This window comes from Actinomyces sp. SKVG-SVH-4(1) (assembly GCF_048514265.1).
GTDB classification, from domain to species: domain Bacteria; phylum Actinomycetota; class Actinomycetes; order Actinomycetales; family Actinomycetaceae; genus Actinomyces; species Actinomyces oris.
On the sequence record NZ_JBGEVE010000014.1, the window covers coordinates 20,771 to 39,079 of the forward strand.

14 protein-coding genes are annotated in these 18,309 nt (G+C 69.9%); 6 read left to right on the forward strand and 8 right to left on the reverse strand.

Annotated elements, in window-relative coordinates; all coding sequences use genetic code 11:
* Window positions 1-42 precede the first annotated feature (42 nt).
* Entirely contained in the window at window positions 43-402 is a 360-nt protein-coding gene (gene ndhC, locus AB7V09_RS10705) for an NADH-quinone oxidoreductase subunit A (RefSeq protein ID WP_003787163.1), read from the reverse strand.
* Window positions 399-1,700: a geranylgeranyl reductase family protein gene (locus AB7V09_RS10710; protein WP_279012470.1), complete on the reverse strand. Its 1,302-nt coding sequence runs from the start codon at window positions 1,698-1,700 to the stop codon at window positions 399-401. Before AB7V09_RS10710 ends, ndhC begins: the two co-directional genes overlap by 4 nt.
* Before the next feature lie 377 nt (window positions 1,701-2,077).
* Between AB7V09_RS10710 and AB7V09_RS10715 the strand changes: the two genes are divergently transcribed.
* A complete protein-coding gene (locus tag AB7V09_RS10715; RefSeq protein WP_419143741.1) occupies window positions 2,078-2,803 on the forward strand; it encodes a demethylmenaquinone methyltransferase in 726 nt (241 codons plus the stop codon).
* A gap of 48 nt (window positions 2,804-2,851) precedes the next feature.
* On the forward strand, window positions 2,852-4,222 hold the full coding sequence (locus tag AB7V09_RS10720) for an isochorismate synthase (RefSeq protein WP_419143742.1): 1,371 nt from the start codon (window positions 2,852-2,854) through the stop codon (window positions 4,220-4,222).
* A 23-nt stretch (window positions 4,223-4,245) separates the two neighbouring features.
* Here AB7V09_RS10720 and AB7V09_RS10725 read toward each other — a convergent pair whose 3' ends face one another.
* The 3 genes from AB7V09_RS10725 to AB7V09_RS10735 all read right to left on the reverse strand — a co-directional run bounded on the left by AB7V09_RS10725 (window position 4,246) and on the right by AB7V09_RS10735 (window position 9,221).
* Window positions 4,246-6,012 carry a trypsin-like peptidase domain-containing protein gene (locus tag AB7V09_RS10725; protein WP_419143743.1) on the reverse strand — a complete coding sequence of 589 codons (1,767 nt, stop codon included), beginning with the start codon at window positions 6,010-6,012 and terminating at the stop codon, window positions 4,246-4,248.
* A 211-nt stretch (window positions 6,013-6,223) separates the two neighbouring features.
* Entirely contained in the window at window positions 6,224-7,996 is a 1,773-nt protein-coding gene (menD, locus tag AB7V09_RS10730) for a 2-succinyl-5-enolpyruvyl-6-hydroxy-3-cyclohexene-1-carboxylic-acid synthase (RefSeq protein WP_419143768.1), read from the reverse strand.
* A 124-nt stretch (window positions 7,997-8,120) separates the two neighbouring features.
* A complete protein-coding gene (locus AB7V09_RS10735; protein WP_419143744.1) occupies window positions 8,121-9,221 on the reverse strand; it encodes an o-succinylbenzoate synthase in 1,101 nt (366 codons plus the stop codon).
* Window positions 9,222-9,436: 215 nt separating this feature from the next.
* Here AB7V09_RS10735 and AB7V09_RS10740 point away from each other — a divergent pair, with 215 nt between their 5' ends.
* Both AB7V09_RS10740 and AB7V09_RS10745 read left to right on the forward strand, forming a co-directional pair.
* Complete coding sequence (locus AB7V09_RS10740; protein ID WP_419143745.1) at window positions 9,437-10,009, forward strand: hypothetical protein; 573 nt, start codon at window positions 9,437-9,439, stop codon at window positions 10,007-10,009.
* A 106-nt stretch (window positions 10,010-10,115) separates the two neighbouring features.
* Complete coding sequence (locus AB7V09_RS10745) at window positions 10,116-10,700, forward strand: hypothetical protein (protein ID WP_419143746.1); 585 nt, start codon at window positions 10,116-10,118, stop codon at window positions 10,698-10,700.
* A 282-nt stretch (window positions 10,701-10,982) separates the two neighbouring features.
* Here AB7V09_RS10745 and AB7V09_RS10750 read toward each other — a convergent pair whose 3' ends face one another.
* The 3 genes from AB7V09_RS10750 to AB7V09_RS10760 all read right to left on the reverse strand — a co-directional run bounded on the left by AB7V09_RS10750 (window position 10,983) and on the right by AB7V09_RS10760 (window position 14,026).
* Window positions 10,983-11,861 carry a glycine betaine ABC transporter substrate-binding protein gene (locus AB7V09_RS10750; protein WP_075415305.1) on the reverse strand — a complete coding sequence of 293 codons (879 nt, stop codon included), beginning with the start codon at window positions 11,859-11,861 and terminating at the stop codon, window positions 10,983-10,985.
* Between the two features lie 66 nt (window positions 11,862-11,927).
* The gene (locus AB7V09_RS10755; RefSeq protein WP_419143747.1) at window positions 11,928-12,806 is read right to left on the reverse strand and encodes an ABC transporter permease; all 879 of its coding nucleotides are present in this window, start codon (window positions 12,804-12,806) and stop codon (window positions 11,928-11,930) included.
* Entirely contained in the window at window positions 12,806-14,026 is a 1,221-nt protein-coding gene (locus AB7V09_RS10760) for a quaternary amine ABC transporter ATP-binding protein (RefSeq protein WP_075415303.1), read from the reverse strand. The genes AB7V09_RS10755 and AB7V09_RS10760 overlap by 1 nt, the downstream gene beginning before the upstream one ends.
* Window positions 14,027-14,669: 643 nt before the next feature.
* Between AB7V09_RS10760 and AB7V09_RS10765 the strand changes: the two genes are divergently transcribed.
* Together AB7V09_RS10765 and gnpA are read left to right on the forward strand one after the other, a co-directional pair.
* A complete protein-coding gene (locus AB7V09_RS10765; protein WP_075415313.1) occupies window positions 14,670-15,881 on the forward strand; it encodes an ROK family transcriptional regulator in 1,212 nt (403 codons plus the stop codon).
* Between the two features lie 97 nt (window positions 15,882-15,978).
* Window positions 15,979-18,189, forward strand: a complete 2,211-nt coding sequence (gene gnpA / locus AB7V09_RS10770) for a 1,3-beta-galactosyl-N-acetylhexosamine phosphorylase (RefSeq protein ID WP_075415302.1) — start codon at window positions 15,979-15,981, stop codon at window positions 18,187-18,189.
* The last annotated feature ends 120 nt before the right edge of the window (window positions 18,190-18,309 follow it).

Genomic DNA, 18,309 nt, shown 5'->3' on the forward strand with positions numbered 1-18,309 from the left:
CCTTGGGATCGTCGGGCTGGGTCTTGGCCGGTCAGAGCGGCTTCAGTCCCAGTCCAGTCCGCCGCGACGCCACTCGAGGATGTAGGGCACGGTGATGAGGCCGATGAACAGGACGGCCGCCCCCAGCCCGAAGAAGCCCAGGCGCCCGAAGGCCGTGGCCCAGGGGTAGAGGAAGACCACCTCGACGTCGAAGATGATGAAGGTCATGCCCACCAGGTAGAAGGAGACGGGGAAGCGCCCGTGCTCGGTGTTGGCGGGGGTGGGGTCGATGCCGCACTCGTAGTTGGCGACCTTGACCCGGTTGCGCCGGGCGGGGCTGATGATGGCGCTCATGGCCAGACCGCCGACGGCCACCAGGAGGGCCAGCGCGGCCATGATGAGCAGGGAGGCGTAGGGGTTCATGCTTCCGGCACCATCCTTGTCAGGAGCTGGATGAAGTGGTCGATTCCGTCGCCGCCGCGGCGCTCCCACCCGTCGGACAGGAGCTTGGTGACGAGCTTCATGAGGCGCTTGCGCGGCAGCCCGTAGCGGGTGCACAGGCGCATGACCTCGGGGTGCTCGATGAGGGCGACGAAGACACGGCCGAGCGTGTAGTAGCCGCCCATCTCGGAGCTGAGGGCCTTGGGGTACTGGGCCAGGACCTGCTCACGGCCGGAGGTGGTCGTGCGGGCGGATGCCTGGGCGGCGGCCTGGGCGGCCAGGCGGCCGGACATGAGGGCCTGGGCGATGCCCTCGCCGTTGAAGGGCGAGACCATGCCGCCTGCGTCGCCCAGCAGCATGAGGCCGTCGGCGTAGTGCGGCTTGCGGTTGAAGGCCATGGGCAGGGCGGCACTGACCAGGCCGCCGACCTGGTTCTCCTTGGTGAAGCCCCAGGAGGCCGGGACGTTGTCCATCCAGCGGTTGAACACGGCGCGGTAGTCGATGGCAGTGGCCTGGGCGCGCGAGGAGACCGAGCCGAGTCCGACGTTGACCAGCCCCTCCCCCACGGACCAGATCCAGCCGTAGCCGGGCAGGAGGTCGGACTTGCCGGGAGTGCCGTCCCACAGCTCGAGGCGGGACTCCATCCAGGCGTCCTTGGCGCGCGGGGAGCGGAAGTAGGCGCGCACGGCCACGCCCATGGGGCGGCGCTCGTTCTTGGTGCGCCCGACGGCGGTGGCCAGGCGGGCCGAGACGCCTCCGGCGTCGACGACCAGCGGGGCGGTGAAGGTGGTGGGCCCCTCGATGCCGGGGTAGGCGACCCGGTTGGTGGGGCGGGCCTCGACGCCGGTGACGCGCCCGGTGGGAGAGGTGACGGGGGCGGTGACCGTGACGCCGGTGAGCAGGCGGGCTCCGGCCGCGGCGGCGTGCTCGGCCAGGTCGCGGTCGAGCAGGGCGCGGGGGCGGGCCATCCCGTAGGAGGGGAAGGAGGCCTGCTCCGGCCAGGGGAAGTGGAGGAGGTGGCCGCCGCCGATGACGCGTAGGCCGCGGTTGCGCTGCCAGCCGGTGGTGTCCATCCCCATGGAGACCAGCTCGCGCACGGCCGAGGGGGTCAGGCCGTCCCCGCAGACCTTGTCGCGGCCGAGCTCCTGCTTCTCCAGGAGGATGACGTCGAGACCGAGAGTGGCCATGTGGTAGGCCGCGGAGGATCCGGCCGGGCCGGCCCCGACGACGATGACGTCGGCAGTGGCAGAGGCGCTGGACTGGGCGGCTGCCTGGGTCACTCGGGCTTCCCTCCTCGGCACTGCTGGTACTGCGGGCATAGTCGTAGGCATCACAGTTGGCACCGTAATGCAGGCCCCGCACGGGGCGGAGCCTGTGCCGACTGTACCCAGGCGGCCGACACCTCCATGACGGGAGCGGCGAGACAGGAGGCGAACCGCAGTTTTCGTTGCCGTGACGGCAATCCTCAGAGAAGTCCCCACCTCAACGACAGATGACGACGCCCCAGAATTACGCTGCGAGTGAGTGACGAATTTCAACAGTGTCGGACGGGACCTGCGTCCTAGAACGGCACCGACGCGGTCGGAGGCCGGCTGGGAGCGGTCTGCGGCACGCCTTGGCTGCGAGACCGCGGCCGGGATTTGCGATGATGACCCCCATGAGCCGATCCCCCCTTCGAGCCAGCCTCGCCAAGGACCCGCGCGAGGTCGCCGGGATGTTCGACGCCGTCGCGCGCCGCTACGACCTGTCCAATGACGTGATGAGCCTGTTCCAGGTGCACATGTGGCGTCGGGTGACGCGCGCGGCCGTCGCCGCGAGGCCGGGGACGCGCGTCCTGGACCTGGCCGCGGGGACCGGCACCTCCTCGGTGGAGTACGCCGCCGACGGCGCCGAGGTCGTGGCCTGCGACTTCTCCACCGGCATGGTGGCCGAGGGCAAGCGCCGCCACCCCGAGATCGCCTTCGTGGCCGGGGACGCCACGGCGCTGCCCTTCGCCGATGAGAGCTTCGACGTCGTCACCATCTCCTACGGGTTGCGCAACGTGCAGGACACGGCGCGGGCGCTGTCGGAGATGCGCCGGGTGACGGTTCCGGGCGGAAGGATCGTCATCGCGGAGTTCTCCACCCCGGTCTGGCCGGCCTTCCGCCACCTGTACCGCTTCTACCTGGGCAGCGCCCTGCCGGCCGCCGCCCGTCTGGTCTCGTCGAACACCGAGGCCTACGACTACCTGGGCGAGTCGATCCTGGCCTGGCCGGACCAGCGGGAGCTGGCAGGCCTCATGCAGGAGGCCGGTTGGCGGGGCGTGGGCTACAAGAACCTCTCCGGCGGGATCGTCGCGGTCCACCGGGCCACTCGGCCCGTGCCCGCCCGGGGCGAGCAGTGAGAACCGGTCTGAGCGGCGACCCGGGGCCGACGTCGTGAGGGCAGAGTCGTGAGGGCGGAGCACTGCCTGGCCGCGCCGCCGCACCTGTCCTTCCGCACCCATGAGCTGCCCGAGGGCGCGCTGGACGGGCTGGCTCTCATCGATCTGCTGGCGGGCCGCGAGGATGTCAGCTCCTGGGTGCACGAGGGGCGCGGACTCATCGGCCTGGGCCGCGTCCTGGTGATCGAGGCCCACGGGGCGGAGCGCATCGAGGCGCTGCGGGCCGCGTGGCGGGCCGTGGTCGGCGTGGCCTGGTGGCGTGATGCGCTGGTCCGCCCCGGGACCGGGCCTGTGGCGCTGGGCGCGATCACCTTCTCCCCCGCCTCGGGGCAGTCCTCGGTCCTGGTGGTTCCCGAGGTCCTCGTCGGGCTGGACGACTCCGGCGCCTGGCTGACGACAGTGGTGTCCGGGGCTGACGACGGGACTGAGCCGGAGCACCCGGATCCCGGCTCGCTCCTCAAGGCACTGGTAGCCGATGCTCGCGCAGCGGTCGACCGGGATCCAGCCGGAGCCGACAGCGACTCCGGGGACTCCGGCGGCGCCACCGCCGTTGAGGCCGGGGCCCTCAGCGAGGAGCAGTGGTGCCGGGCGGTCTGCGCCACGCAGGAGCGGATGCGTGCCGGGCAGGCCCGCAAGGTCGTCCTGGCCCGCGACGTGCTGGCCTACCCGGGCGCGCCGCTGGCCACCGGCACGGTGCTGCGGCACCTGGCCCGCGACTACCCCTCCACCTGGGTATTCGCCGTCGACCAGATGGTGGGGGCCAGCCCCGAGCTGCTGCTGCGCCTGCGGGATCGGCGCCTCATGAGCAGGGTGCTGGCCGGAACGGCACGCCGGCACGCCGGCGAGGACGCCCTGGCGACCGCGCGCCTGGCGTCCTGGCTGGAGGGTTCGAAGAAGAACAACCGGGAGCATGAGCTGGCCCGCGACTCGGCGATCACGGCGCTGGAGCCGTTGTGCTCGGTGGTGGAGGCCCCGGCCCGCTTCGTCCTGACGCTGCCGAATGTGCTGCACCTGGCCAGTGACGTCACCGGAGTGGTCGCCGGGGACACGGGGGCGCTTGCTCTGGTGGACGCGCTGCACCCGACGGCGGCCGTGTGCGGGACACCGACTCAGGCGGCGGCCCGCCTCATTGAGGAGGCCGAGTCCATGGACCGGGGGCGTTACGCCGGGCCGGTGGGCTGGGTGGACTGGCACGGCGAGGGCGAGTGGTGCATCGCGCTGCGCAGCGCCCAGCTGCCCGAGGCGGGGCCCGGACCGCAGTCCCCCGCGAGAGTGTTCGGGGGCGGCGGCATCATGCCGGATTCCGAGCCGGTCGACGAGCTGGCGGAGACGACCGCCAAGATGCGCCCCATGCTGGGGGCACTCGGCATGCGTCTCTGAGACGACCCTGGACGGCTATCGCGTCAGGAGTCCTTGCGCTCGGCCAGGGTCACGTCGATGTCCTGCTTCTTGGAGTCACGGATGACCGTGAGCTTGACCTTGTCGTTGGCGGAGTACTGGCGCACGTAGCCGGTGAGAGCCGACCCCTGGGCGGTGGTCTTCCCATCGATGGCGATGACGACGTCATCCTTCTTCAGTCCGGCCTTGTCAGCCGGTGAGCCACCTTCAACCGAGGTGATCTTGGCGCCGGCGCGCTTCTCGCCGTCGGCCCTGGCACCAGCGGTGTCGAGGGTGACTCCCAGGTAGGCGTGCGTGGCCGTACCGGACTTGATGAGCTGCTTGGCGACCTTGTCTGCCAGCTTGACGGGGATGGCGAAACCGATGCCGATGCTTCCCGAGCCTCCCTCGCCGCCGCCGGAGCGGCTCATCGTGGCGATGGAGCTGGTGATCCCGATGACCCGCCCCTTCTCATCGAAAAGCGGCCCTCCAGAGTTGCCGGGGTTGATGGCGGCGTCGATCTGGATGGCGTTGGTGTAGACCGCCGAACCGCCCGATCCGTCCTCATTCTGTGAGTTGACGACGGGCCGATCGAGGGCCGAGATGATTCCGGTGGTGACGGTTGAGGACAGGCCCAGCGGGTTACCGATCGCCATGACGTCCTGACCGGTGGCCAGCTTGTCGGAGTCGCCGAGCTGGGCGACCGTGAGGTTGTCGGGGGCGTCCTTGAGCTGGATGACCGCCAGGTCGGTGGCGGGGTCGGTACCGGTGGTCTCGGCGTCATAGACGCGGCCGTCAGCCAGCGTCACCTGGATCTTGGAGGCCCCCGCCACCACGTGGTTGTTCGTGATGATGTGCCCCTCCTTGTCGAAGATGACTCCGGAGCCCAGGGCCTCGCCCCTGTCCGTGACGACGCCGATGGAGACGACGGCGTTGGACACGGCGGCCGAGACGGCCTCCCAGTCGGGGGCCTGGCCGGCGCTGTTGACGGTCTTGGTCGTGCTCCCGGTGGCGATGGCGGTGGGCGCCGTCGTGGAACGCGATGAGACATCCCCGCCGCGAGCGTCCATGTACCTGACCGCGGTCACAGCCCCACCGGCCCCCAGCAGGGAGGCGACCAGCACGGAGGCGACCAGGGCGAACCAGCCCGGCCCCCGCCGGCGCCTCTTGGTGCCGCTGTCAGCGCCTGTGGCATTCGAGGCCGCATAGAAGGACTCCCCGGTGGGGGCGCCGGCCGGCGCGTAGCCACCGGGCGTCGTCGGGACGCTCGTATAGGGCGAGCCGAGGTGCGTCTGCTGCCCCTGGTAGGGCTGCTGGGCGGATGAGTAGCTGGACGGCGTCGCCTGCTGCACCTGAGGGGCGGGGTACTGCCCCTGAGCCTGCTGCTGCGGCTGGTAGGACGGCTGCTGGGGCTGGTACTGCCCCTGGGCGGGCTGCGCGTAGAGCGACGCGGACTGCTCCGCGGGAAGCTGCGAGGTCGGCGGCTCGGCAGGCAACTGCGAGGTCGGCGGCTCGGTGGGAAGCATCCGGGTCTCGTTCCCATGCTGCACGTTCGCCCCCTGAGGCAGGACCGGCTCGGGCTGGGAGGCGTCGGCGGTGTAGGCCTGGGAGAGATCCGCGTAGCCGCCGTGGTCCTCGGTCACGCTCGCGCCCTCGCTGACGGAAGACCCCGTTGCCGGGCTGGCCTGGCTGCTGGCGGACCAGGAGTCGACACCGGAGTGAGCGCCGTCCGCCGCCGCCTCGGGCTCAGTGGGCCGGTATGCCTCCGGGTTCGTCTCGTCGTATCCGCTCATCTGTGCTCCTCCTCGGGCGTGTCGCCCTCTCAGATCCACGAGTAGACAACACCAGGGCTCTGTGCCGTTTCCGATGATTCCCTGAGGCTGTGCTGTGGATCGTGTAACTGTTGTATCGCAGCGGGCTGAGAGCCCGGCGGTGGGTTCGGGCTGAGCCGGGGCCACCGCCGCAGGTCCTATCCCGCTGGTTGCCGTCCATCTCTATCGTCGTTCATGTTGTCACGGTGTGAGGACCGTGCCTCGTGGTCTCCCAGACGACGACGCTCACGCCGTCGACCGGCTCATCCAGGAGTCCGCGGAGGGCCTCGACATCATGGGGGACCTGGACGCGGCCCCCCAGGGCTGCCGCCAACGCAGCGATATCCGCCCGCTGAGGGGCGGTGAAGAGCCGTTCGAACCGGCCCGCTGGCGTGGTGCGGACGTACTCGAGGTGGGAGAAGATCGCGCCCCCACCGTCGTCGACGACGATCACCTGCAGGTCGGCCTCCTCCTCTCGCACGCCCCGGTTCAAGGACATGGCGTCGTGGAGGAAGGCGAGGTCTCCCATGACGGCGCGAACCGGTTCCCCTGAGGCCATCCACAGTCCGATCCCGGTGGCGATGGTGCCGTCGATGCCCGCCAGGCCGCGGTTCGCGACCGCCTTCGGGGCAGCGGCGCCGGGCTGGGCGAGTCGGTCCAGGCGCCGCACCGTCATGGACGAACCCAGCAGAAGGGTGGGGGCACCGGGGGCCTGACTGGCCTCCCACACGGCCCGGGCCAGGGCGTCGGCGCTGCTGGAGCGGTCCGGTTCGGGAAGATCCGCCACGGCCCGGCGCCAGGAGTCGGTCCAGGCCGTGTCGGCGCTCTCCAGGCCGAGGGAGGCGACGAGACGGGCCGAACGGAGGGCGGCGGCGTCGGCAGGCTCATGATCGAGACCGTCCATGGGGACGACCCGTCGAGCCCGCCCGGAGACGTCGGTCCACCGGGCGCGCTCGGTCAGGACGGTGATGTCGAGATCCTCGCGCCCCAGGAGCGCGGTGATGGAGCGACTGAGGCTGGGGTGCCCCAGAACGAGGAGGTGCTCGGCCTGCTGGGCGAGCGCGAGGCCCGCGGGGGTGCCCAGCAGCTCGGCGTAACGGCTCAGGGCCTGCGGGCCGCTGCGGGCCTGGGAGGTGGGTTCGGCCAGGAGTGGCCAGTTGAGGTGCTCGGCCAGAGACCTGGCCAGGGAGCCGACGGCCGGGTGGGCGGTGTCGCCGGCGACGACAATCCCTCTCCCCTGCGCTAAGGAGCCAGAGCCGGCCGGCTGGCCGGCACCGGCCTCCGGGGCTCCGGCCAGCACGGCCGCCCGGACAGTCGTCGCAGCCGGCGGGAAGGGCGGTGCCGGAGCGGCCGGCACCGCATCCTCCACGGTGTCCCCCACTGAGCTCTCCGCTGAGTTCTCCGCCGTCAGGGGCGGACGGAAGCGGGCGTTGATCTGGACCGGCCCGGGATCCTGACTGAGGGTCCCGGTGGCGGCGGCGACGGCGCGGCGCACCTGCCCGGCGATGGCGGCGTCGGCCGCACGGCCCCCGAGGTCGGCTGCCAGGTCGGCGGGCAGATCCACACCCAGGCGCAGGGCCGGGGCGAAGAGCCCGGTCTGCTCGGTGGTCTGGCTGGCACCGGTGCCGACCAGCTCGTGGGGCCGGTCGGCGCTGATAACGAGCAGGGGCATGCCGGCGGCGTCGGCCTCACTGACGGCCGGGTGAAGGTTGGAGACGGCCGTGCCCGAGGTGGTCACGACGGCGGCGCAGCGGCCGCGCCCGTTCAAGGCGTGGGCGCGGGCGGCCCCCAGGGCGATGAAGCCGGCGCTGCGCTCATCCAGGACGACACGCAGCCGTAGGCGCCCGGCGTCGGCGGCGTCGGCCAGGGCCTCCGCCAGCGGGGCGCTGCGCGATCCCGGGCACAGGACGACCTCGCGCACGCCCTCGGCCAGGAGGGCCGCCACGAGGCTGCGCGCGTCGGCCATGGCGGGCGGGAGCTGCGGGCGCTCCGGGGAGTCGGTCACAGGGGCGAGGATACGAGAGCGCACCGCCTGCGCTGCGCTGCGATTGGTCACATTCCGGTGAGCCCCGGACACGGGTGGGGCCGGGCTACAGCGGCAGCCCGGCCACGGCCCGGCTGGGGTCACGGGCCTCGCGCTGGCGGCGGGCGTGCAGGGCGCCGGCCAGGTGCAGCAGGCGCGTCTGCCAGTGCTTGGTGAGGTAGGGCCCCGCCTTAACCTCGTTCAGGAGGCGTTCGGATACGGGGGCGGCGGCGTCCAGACGCAGAGTCCCGTTGCTGGGGCGGACGCTGGGGTCGGCGACGTCCTGGGTCAGCAGGCGCGTGGTCCCCAGGCCGCAGGCGTGGTTGAGGGAGGGCAGGCTGAAGGCGAGGGTGGCGCCGGCCATGATGCCCACGGAGGTGTCCAGGGCGGAGGAGACGACCGCGGGCAGTCCGAGGCGCTCTGCCATGTCCAGGGCCCGGTGCACCCCGCCCAGCGGGGCCACCTTGAGGATGGCGACGTCGGCGGCGCGCCGGTGGACGATCTCCAGGGGGTTGGCAGACAGCCGGATCGACTCGTCAGCGGCGATGGGCACGTCGACGGCGCGGCGCAGGTCGGCCAGGTCGTAGACGTTGGCGCAGGGCTGTTCGGCGTACTCCAGCCCTCCGGCGGCCCGGTCCATGAGGGGCAGGTTCTCGCGGGCGGTGTCCAGGTCCCAGGCGCCGTTGACGTCAATGCGCACCTTGCCGGAACGCCCCAGGGCCGAGCGGACCGCCTCGAGGCGCTCCAGGTCCGCCGAGCGCTTGTCACTGCTGCCGCTGACCTTGACCTTGGCGGTCCTGGCTCCGGAGGCCCGCACCAGATCAGAGGCGTCCTGAGCGCCGACCTCGGGGACGGTCACGTTGACGGAGATGGTCTCGCGGTAGCGGGGAAGAAGGGAGTTTCCCAGGGCCTGGCACAGTCCGGAGGCGAGCCAGGGAGCGCTGGCCTCCAACCCGTAGTCCCAGAAGGGCGCGACCTCACCCCAGCCCCCGGGGCCGTGGAGCAGGACTCCGTCGCGGCGGGTGATACCGCGAAACGGCGTCGTCAGAGGAATGTCCCAGACGACCGCGCGGTCGATGCGATCCAGCAGTCCGGTGGAGTCCTGAGCATGAAGAGAGGCGATGTCGATCTCGCCGTTGGCATGCTGATGGTCCGGACTCACGGGCACAGAATACGCACGATCTTCAATCAAGACGACGAAACCGGGACAAGGGTGGCGGGGCCCACCTCGGCAAACGCCCACGGGGCTGAGCACTGGACTTCCCGGCGCCGTCTCGCGCCCCCGTGTCGGCGTCGAGCGCGGCCGTGAGCGCAGGCCCCTGTCCGCGGGCCTTTGTAGAATGGCTCGTGCGGTTGAATTCGCGATCACGCCGAGGGGAAGCCATGAACGAGGGCAGCACGGGGTCAGGGGACGCGGGGCACCATCACTGGAAGCCCGTCACGCCCGTCTCCGCGATGGTTGTGGGCCGCCTGGTTCTCGGGCTGCCCAGCGCCGTCGGCCTGACGGTCATCGTGCTGGTCTGGTCGGCGCTGACCCGCGCCGGGCTGGGATTCGGTAGGGCGTGCCTATTCTCCCTGGTAGCGGTGGCGATTCGCGAGCTCATCGACGCCTCGGCCCACCGGCTCATCATGCGGGCCTGGCGCTCGAGGGATCCGCACGGCCTGCTGCTGACGATCATCGCCGCGACCTGCCCCGCGGTCGCAGGATTCCTGGCCGCTCGCCTCCTCGCCCCGGCATCGACGACGGCGCTGACGGCTCTCACGTGGCTGCCGTTCATGGCCTTCGTCGCTCTCATTGAGAGGCCGTGGGACACCTCGCTCGGATACGACGCCCTCCAAGAGCGCATCCATCAGCCCCAGCCGATCCCGCCGGAGTACGTCACCGCCGACTTCCGCGACGCCCGCAAGTACCTGCCCGAGCTCCGCCGCATCGCACTGGCCCACGCGGCGCTGTAGCCGGCGGCTCCGGCCGCCTCGACAGACCTCAACTGCGATGACGATCACAGGCCTGTTAGGGTGAGAGAGCGTCATCTGTGAGCGTGGAGCGTCAGGGGAAGGGCATATGAGCACACGCGACGTCACCAGCACACCAGACCAGCCCTGGAAGCCGGCTGTCCCCCTGTCAGCGGTGATTGGGGGAAGAGTCTTCCTGGGAGTCTTCGACGCACTCGCTGTCGGAGTCGTGCTGGCCATCTGGTCCGCCCTCACTCGCGCCGGACTCACCTACGACCAGATCTCAGGATTCGCCATCCTGACGACCGCGGTGTACGAGACCCTGGATGCGATATCCATGCGCCTGACCATGCGCATCCGACGCACCAACGACATGAGCAAGGTGCAGCGGATCCTGTCCGCCCTCATCTGCCCAGTTATTGGCGGAGCAGTGGCGGCCATGGTCTTCGCACCACACCGCCTCACTCACCTGACGCTGCTGACCTGGGCGACCTCCCTGCTCATCTTCTGCGCAGTGGATCGGCCATGGAAGACACCAATGTCTTATGAGGAGATGAAGGAACGCGGTCGTCAGACCCGGCTGATGACCCGGGAGCACTTCGCCGAGGAGATCGCCGATGGCCGGATGACCTTCCGCCCCATCGACGACGAGGGCTATTACCTCGACGAGGACGGCAACCGCATCGAGGACTGAGAGCCCCCGCCCGCGGTCGCTGCGCCCAGAGCGCGAGTCGCGGCGGCGCCGGTCCTGGCCGGGGACATTCCACGCGCGCGGGTGCGATTTCTTCCGACCGGGGACGTCCTGCGCGCGTGGGGACCGGATTGTGGTCCCCGACGGCGTCGAATGCCCCCGGCTGGAGCAGGCCGCACCCGGCCGCGTGGAATGTCCCTGTTGGTGGGCCCGCCCCGTACTGGCCGGCGGGCCCGACCGCACCGCCTGGCGGACACCCCACCCAAGCCCTTCGACTCTCTGGCGTCAGGACTTCTTGAAGTCGTACTGCGGGTACTTCTTGGCCCAGGCGATGGCGGCCTCATCTTCCCGGCCCTCGCCGTAGGTGTTGACGACGAGGTCCTCGAGGCTGCCGTAGGTGGCCTCATCCATCTTGATGGAGCCCAGCCACTTCGCGATCTCCGGGTAGTCCTGCACGAAGCCCTCGCGCCCCAGGAAGTGAAGCCCCTCCCCCTTACCGAGCGCGCCCTTGGGATCCTTCAGGTCCCGCATGCCATAGGTGGTGTTCGCCCAGAAGGGGTGCCACAGGGTCACGACGATCTCCTGCTTGGCATCGACGGCCTTCTTGAGCTCGGCCAGCATCCCGGTGGTGGAGGAGGTCAGGAACTTCATGTCCCCCAAACCGTAGGCGGGGATCACGTCCTCCTGCGACACCTTGGTCAGACCCGCACCCGGCTCGATACCGATGATCTTGTTGCCGATCTGCGAGGCGTGGGGCTTGATGTCCTCGATCGACTGCATGGAGGAGTAGTCCGGGACGGACCAGCACAGCTTGGCCGAGTCGTAGTAGGTCCCCAGATCCTCGATGTAGGTGCGGTACTTGTCCATGTACTCCTTGTGAGTGACGTCCGGCCACGCCGAGGGATACAGGTCGACCGCCCCCTGGCTGAGACCTGCGTACAGCGGCCCCGCTTCACTCAGGTCGGTCAGCTTGATCCGGTACCCGGCCTTCTCCAGCTGGGTCTTGAGCAGATGCGTCATGGACAGGCCGTCGCTCCAGGAGGGAATGAAGCCCAGGCGGAGTCGCTTGCCCCCACCGCCGGAACCCTTACCGCAGGCGGACAGAGCGCCCGCCGCCGCCAGGGAGGCCAGAGCAGCGGTGAAAGTGCGGCGGGAGGTATGCATGCTGTTCCTTCGATACGTGCCCGACGCCGGTGAGGACGGGGCGAAGAAGCGTCGTCGAGTCATGGGTCACCGCTTCTTGATGAGGGAGAGCAGCGAGCCCTTCTCCCGCGGAGCCCCGAGGGCCGCGGTCACCCGGTCCAGGAAGATCGCCAGGAACACGATGGACAGACCCGCCTCGGTGCCCTTGGCGATATCGATCGTCGCGAGCGCCTTGACGACCTCCTTCCCGAGGCCGTCGGCACCAACCATGCCCGCGATGACGGCCATCGACAGCGCCAGCATGATGACCTGGTTGACGCCCGCCATGATGGTGGGGACGGCCAGGGGCAGCTGGATGCCCCGCAGGATCTGCCAGTCGGTGGCGCCGAAGGAACGCCCCGCCTCCACGGTCTCCTTGTCCACCTGCTTGATGCCCAGCTCGGTCATGCGCACCCCGGGGGGCATCGCGAAGATGAGCGTGGCGAACATCCCGGGCACCACCCCGATGGAGAAGAACAGGACCGAGGGGATGAGGTAGACGAAGGCCGGCATCGTCTGCATGAGGTCAAGGACCGGGCGGACCAGCGCGCTGACGTACTTGTTCCGGGCGGCCCAGATCCCCAAGGGGATGGCGAAGATGAGGGCGGTGACCGTGGCCAGGGTGACGAGGACCAGAGTCTCCATCGCGTTGGTCCACTGGCCCATCGAGATAATGAGCAGGAAGGTGACGGCGGTCCCCACGGCCAGCCTCCAGGACTTCGCCAGCCAGGCGATCAGTACGAAGACCACCACCATGACGAGCGGTGGGATGGCCAGCAGGACGTCGACGAGGGCGTCATTGACCGAGGTCCCACTCTGGGAGATCAGACCCAAGAAGCCGTGCAGATGCGTCTGGATCCAGTTGATAAGGGTCTCGACCCAGGAGCCCAGAGGGATCTTGGGAAGAGGGGTCTGTGAGGGAATCATCAGGCGTCGGCTCCTTCGGACTCGTTGGTCTCACTGGCCTCGACGGCCTGCTCACTGATGGCCGCCAGCAGGGTGACGCGCGGGATGACGCCGGAGACCCGTCCGTCGTCGTCGACGACGACGATGGGGGCCGCGTGCTGCGCGGCGTGGGCGAACAGCTCGTTGACGGGGGTCGAGTGCGACACGACCGGCATCTCGTGGATCGTGGACAGCGGCAGGGCGTTGGACCCTTCCTTGACCGCCCGCGCGACATCGTCCTCCCAGACATAGCCGAAGGGCGTGCGGTCACGGTTCTGGACGAGCAGCCACGGCGGCTGGTTCTCCCGCAGGAGCTTGTGGGCGGCGCGCGGGCTGCGGTCCGAGCCCAGGATCGCGTACGGGGGCTCCGCGATGGAGCCGGCCGTCAGGACCCGGGTGCGGTCGACGTCGGCCACGAACCGGGAGACGTAGTCGGAGGCGGGGTCGCGCAGGATCTCCTCGGCGGTGCCGACCTGCTCGACGCGACCGTCACGCATCATGGCGATGCGGTCTCCCAGGCGCATGGCCTCGTTGAGGTCGTGAGTGATGAACAGGATCGTCTTGCCGAGCTTGCCCTGCAGGTCGATGAGCTGGTCCTGCATCTCCCGGCGGATAAGCGGGTCGAGCGCGGAGAAGGCCTCGTCCATGAGCAGGATGTCGGTCTCGGCGGCCAGGGCCCGGGCCAGGCCGACCCGCTGCTGCATGCCACCCGAGAGCTCACCGGGCTTGTAGCCGCCCCAGCCCTCCAGACCCACCAGGGACAGGGCCTCTTCTGCCCGACGCTCGCGCTCGGAGCGATTCACACCCTGGATCTCCAGGCCGTAGGCGGCGTTCTCCCCCACCGTACGGTGCGGCAGGAGGGCGAAGTTCTGGAAGACCATGGAGACGCGCTCGCGGCGCAGCTCGCGCAGCTTCGGCTTCGAGACGTGCGCCAGGTCCTCCCCGTAAAGGGTCATGCTGCCGGCCGTGATGGGCAGCAGGCCGTTGACCATGCGGATGAGGGTGGACTTCCCGGAGCCCGACAGGCCCATGACCACGAAGATCTCGCCCTTGTCGACATCGAAGGAGGTGTCGATGACGGCGGCGGTCTGCCCTGACTTCCTCAGCTGGTCCCGCGTCCTGCCGGCCTTGAGCTTCTTGACGCCGTCGGACGGTCGCCGCCCGAAGACCTTGTAGACATGGTTGGCCTCAATGACTTTCACTGCACTCCTCACGATCTAGCTCCTGGCCTGGCCGCGAGAGTCCGGAAGACGAGTTGTGAGAGCCGCGTCCGGACCCCGCGACGACGGCAAGCCCGTTTTATAGTCCTGCGCAGTGTTCGAGTGGTCAATTTGAGCAGGCGCAGAATCCTGCGAATTCAGAGGACTTCAGGCCTTGACACGCCCGTGGGCGTGTCCGGAGCCACGTTCGCAGAACAGGGCGGAGCCCACCCGGCGCGCACGGTCAGGCATGAACGCCCATAGGCATCAAGAATGCTTGAAATCATCACGATCATCGCGACTCCCCTGCAGCCTCGCACCGCACGCACACAAACGTGACACATAACCAACAACGTCCGTATGTGCAACCGGAACTCCTCAGGGCCACAGAATGTGGTGATAGTCTCATTTACGTCGCAGCCCGTTCCGCGCCACAGGAGAGCAAGCAGGACGCCCGCCGAATCCCGCTCCCCGCTCACCTGGAATCACTACGCTGAGGGGCACGCCCGCGGTCCGCAGGACCAACCGGGCACCGATGGAGGAGGAGACTGCCGTGCCGGCTGCAGGATGGATCCCGGCGGACGGACCGGATCTCTGGGGAACCCTCGGAGGCCCGGGCGCGCACAGACCCAAGGCCCACGCCGACGTGCGCATCTCGAACATGTCCCTCATCCTGCGCCACCTCCAGACGAGCCCCACCCTGTCGCGCACACGCCTGGCCCGTGAGACGGGGCTGTCCAAGGCGACGGTCTCGACCCTCGTGGCCGAGCTGTGCTCCCGGGGGCTGCTCATCGAGGAGGAGCCGGACCTGTCGGGTAACGTCGGCAGACCGAGCACGGGCCTGCGCACGGCTCCACGCACAGCTGCCGGCATCGGCCTGGAGATCAGTGGCGCCTCGCTGCTCCTGTCCGTCACGGACCTGACCGGAGAGGTCGTCGCGCGCCGCTGCGAGCTCGTCGACGACGCCGGACACCGCCCCGAGACGATGATCGAGCACGTCGCAGCCATGCTGTCCCAGGCCCTGGAGCAGCTGACGCAGCAGGGGACGACGGTTCCGGGAATCGTCCTGGCTCAGACCGGGATCATCGACTACACCGACAACACCGTGCGCTACTCCTCCACGCTGGAGTGGCACGACGTCGCCGTGGCGGACCAGGTCCGCGACGCAGTCGCCCGCCGCCTGGGCCCGGGAAGGAGCGTCCCCACCATCACGCTGGAGAACGACGCCAAGCTCGCCGCACTGGCCACCTACGAGCGCTACGCGCAGGACGGGGTGCGCAATCTGCTCTACCTGTCGGGCGGTGAGGGGATCGGCGCCGGCATCATCTCCGACGGCCACCTCCTGCGCGGCTGGCTGGGCCTGACCGGCGAGGTCGGCCACATGCCCGTGGAGCCCGAGGGCCTGGCGTGCCGCTGCGGGCGGCGCGGCTGCTGGGAGACCCGCTCCGGACTGCAGGCCCTGACCTCGATCTACCCGCCGGGCGACGCGGTGCGCGATGAGACCACCTCCCTGGATGAGCGCATCGAGCTCCTGCGCCGGCGCTTCGACGCCGGGGACGCCGAGCTCACCCGGAGGCTGAAGCTCTCCCAGCGGGCGCTCGCGCGTGCCCTGGCGATCCTGACGGACGTCCTCAACCCCGAGGTGATCGTACTGTCGGGCTACCTGGCCGCCTTCGCCGACGTGTTCATCTCCCCCACCGCCTCCACCCTGAGGGACCGACTGCTGGACCAGCGCGCCGCCGTGAGGCTGGAGACCTCCCACCTGGGCCAATGGGCCTCGTCGTACGGGGCGGCACTGGTGGCGCTGGAGTCCGTGCTCGACAACCCCACCCTGGTCGATCTCAGGCCCGCCTCCTAGCCACCACCAGGCATATCGACCGCCTCGCCAGTAGCGGACGGACGCCGCATGCTGTAGTTTGTTCGGAGTTCAGACTATTCAGCCCGAAGGAGTGCTGATGTCTCTCCAGACCCAGCCCGCGGCGCCGCTCCCCTCTCAGGCGGGGGGACGCCTCACCCTGCCGATCCAAACCGGCATGGATGACGAGGTCCGCCGCCTCATCGCCCGCCTGGGCGCCGACGCCGTGCGGAACTCCGACGGCACCGAACTGCCCGGCATCGTCTCGGAGCTGGCCACCAAGGTCTACTCCACCTACTTCGTGGGACGCGGAGACAACGCCTGGGCCGACGCCCACCCCGATGAGGCCACGCGCATCTTCCTCATGTCCGACCGGGTCTCCGCCACTGCCGATGGCCCCCTGAGCATCGACCTGCTGGCCTCCTGGTTCGCCAACCAGGTCCGCCCCGACACCGGCTGCGACGTGACGCGCTGGTGGCAGGCCCACGACCGCACCACCGGTGAGGAGCTGCCCGTCTCCGCATGGAGCATCGAGGCCGACGGGCGCACGGTCACCGTGCACGAGGCCCTCGCCGGGCACGTCTACACCGTCAGCTTCCTGGCGATCCAGACCTGGGACCCCACCCAGATGTACAACTACCTCACCAACGGCTGGGACGAGGACCCCACGCGCGTCAAGGAGAAGCCCTTCGACGTGCGCCACGAGGCCACGTGGTCCCACGTGCGCACCCACTTGAACGCCTGGCTCACGGAGCACCCCGAGGTGGACGTGGTCCGCTTCACCACCTTCTTCTACCACTTCACCCTCGTCTACGGCACCGACGCCACCGAGCGCTTCGTCGACTGGTTCGGCTACTCCGCCTCGGTGAGCGTCCCCGCCCTGGAGGCCTTCGAGGAGGAGTACGGCTACCGCCTGACCGCCGAGGACTTCGTCGACGCCGGCTACTACAACTCCCCCTTCCGGGTCCCCACCCGCGCCTTCCGCGACTGGATCGACTTCCAGCAGCGCTTCGTGTGCTCCCGGGTGCGCGAGCTGACCGACGCCGTCCACGCCCAGGGCAAGGAGGCGATGATGTTCCTGGGCGACAACTGGATCGGCACCGAGCCCTACGGCGAGCACTTCGCCACCACCGGCCTGGACGCCGTCGTCGGCTCGGTCGGATCGGGGGCGACCTGCCGGATGATCGCCGACATCCCGCACGTGCGCTACACCGAGGGCCGGTTCCTGCCGTACTTCTTCCCCGATGTCTTCCACCCGGGGGGCGATCCCGTCTCCGAGGCCAACCGCAGCTGGCTGGAGGCCCGGCGCGCCATCGTGCGCTCCCCCCTGGACCGGATCGGCTACGGCGGCTACCTGTCCCTGGCCGTGGAGCACCCCGACTTCATCGACCGCGTCGAGCAGATCATCGCGGAGTTCCGCGCCATCCACGAGCGCTCCGCGGGGCTGCGTCCACTGACCCCCGGCTTCAAGGTCGGAATCGTCAACTCCTGGGGCCGCCTGCGCTCCTGGATGACGCATATGGTCGCGCACGCCCTGTGGTATCGCCAGACCTACACCTACCTGGGGGTCCTCGAGGCGCTGTCGGGACTGCCGGTGGACGTGGAGTTCCTGTCCTTCGACGACGTGCGCGCCGGCCTGGCCCCGGACGTCAAGGTTCTTATCTGCGCCGGCGCCGAGGGCACCGCCTTCTCCGGGGGCGAGCAGTGGGCGGATGCGGAGCTGGTGGCCGCGGTCAGCTCTTTTGTGGCCGCCGGCGGTGGCTTCATTGGGGTGGGGGCTCCCAGCGCCCACCCCGCCCACGGGGTCACCTTCCAGCTCGCCGACGTCCTGGGCGTGGACCGGGAGATCGGCTGGGGCCTGAGCACACGCCGTCGTGCTCCTGAGGTGCAGGAGCACTTCATCACCCGGGACCTGACCGGCGGCCTCGACGACGGCGAGGGCACCCCCGACATCGTCGTCACCAGTCCCTCCACCCGAGTGCTTGACGCCGCGGACGGCCAGGTCCGCCTCGCGGTCCACGAGCTGGGGAGGGGCCGGGCGGTCTACGCCACGGGACTGCCCTACAGCGCCCAGAATTCCCGACTGCTGCACCGGGCCATCTTCTGGGCCGCGGGACGCCAGGAGGAGTTCTCCGCCTGGGCGGCCCTCGACCCCAGGGTGGAGGTGGCCGCCTACCCCGATGGCCGCACCACCCTCGTCATCAACAACTCCCTGGAGCCCGTCACCACCACGGTGCCGACGCCCCAGGGCCCCCGGACGGTCCGTTTGGAGGAAGGAGGGCACCAGTGGCTCACCGCTGCCTCGCAGTGAGCACCCCTGTTCCATATCCACGCTCCACTCACGGGCGCGCACCCGCAACACCGACAGCGCCGACAGCTCCCTGTCACCGCCCCGCCGCGCCCCCGCTCCTTCCGGCAGACGCCGGGCCTT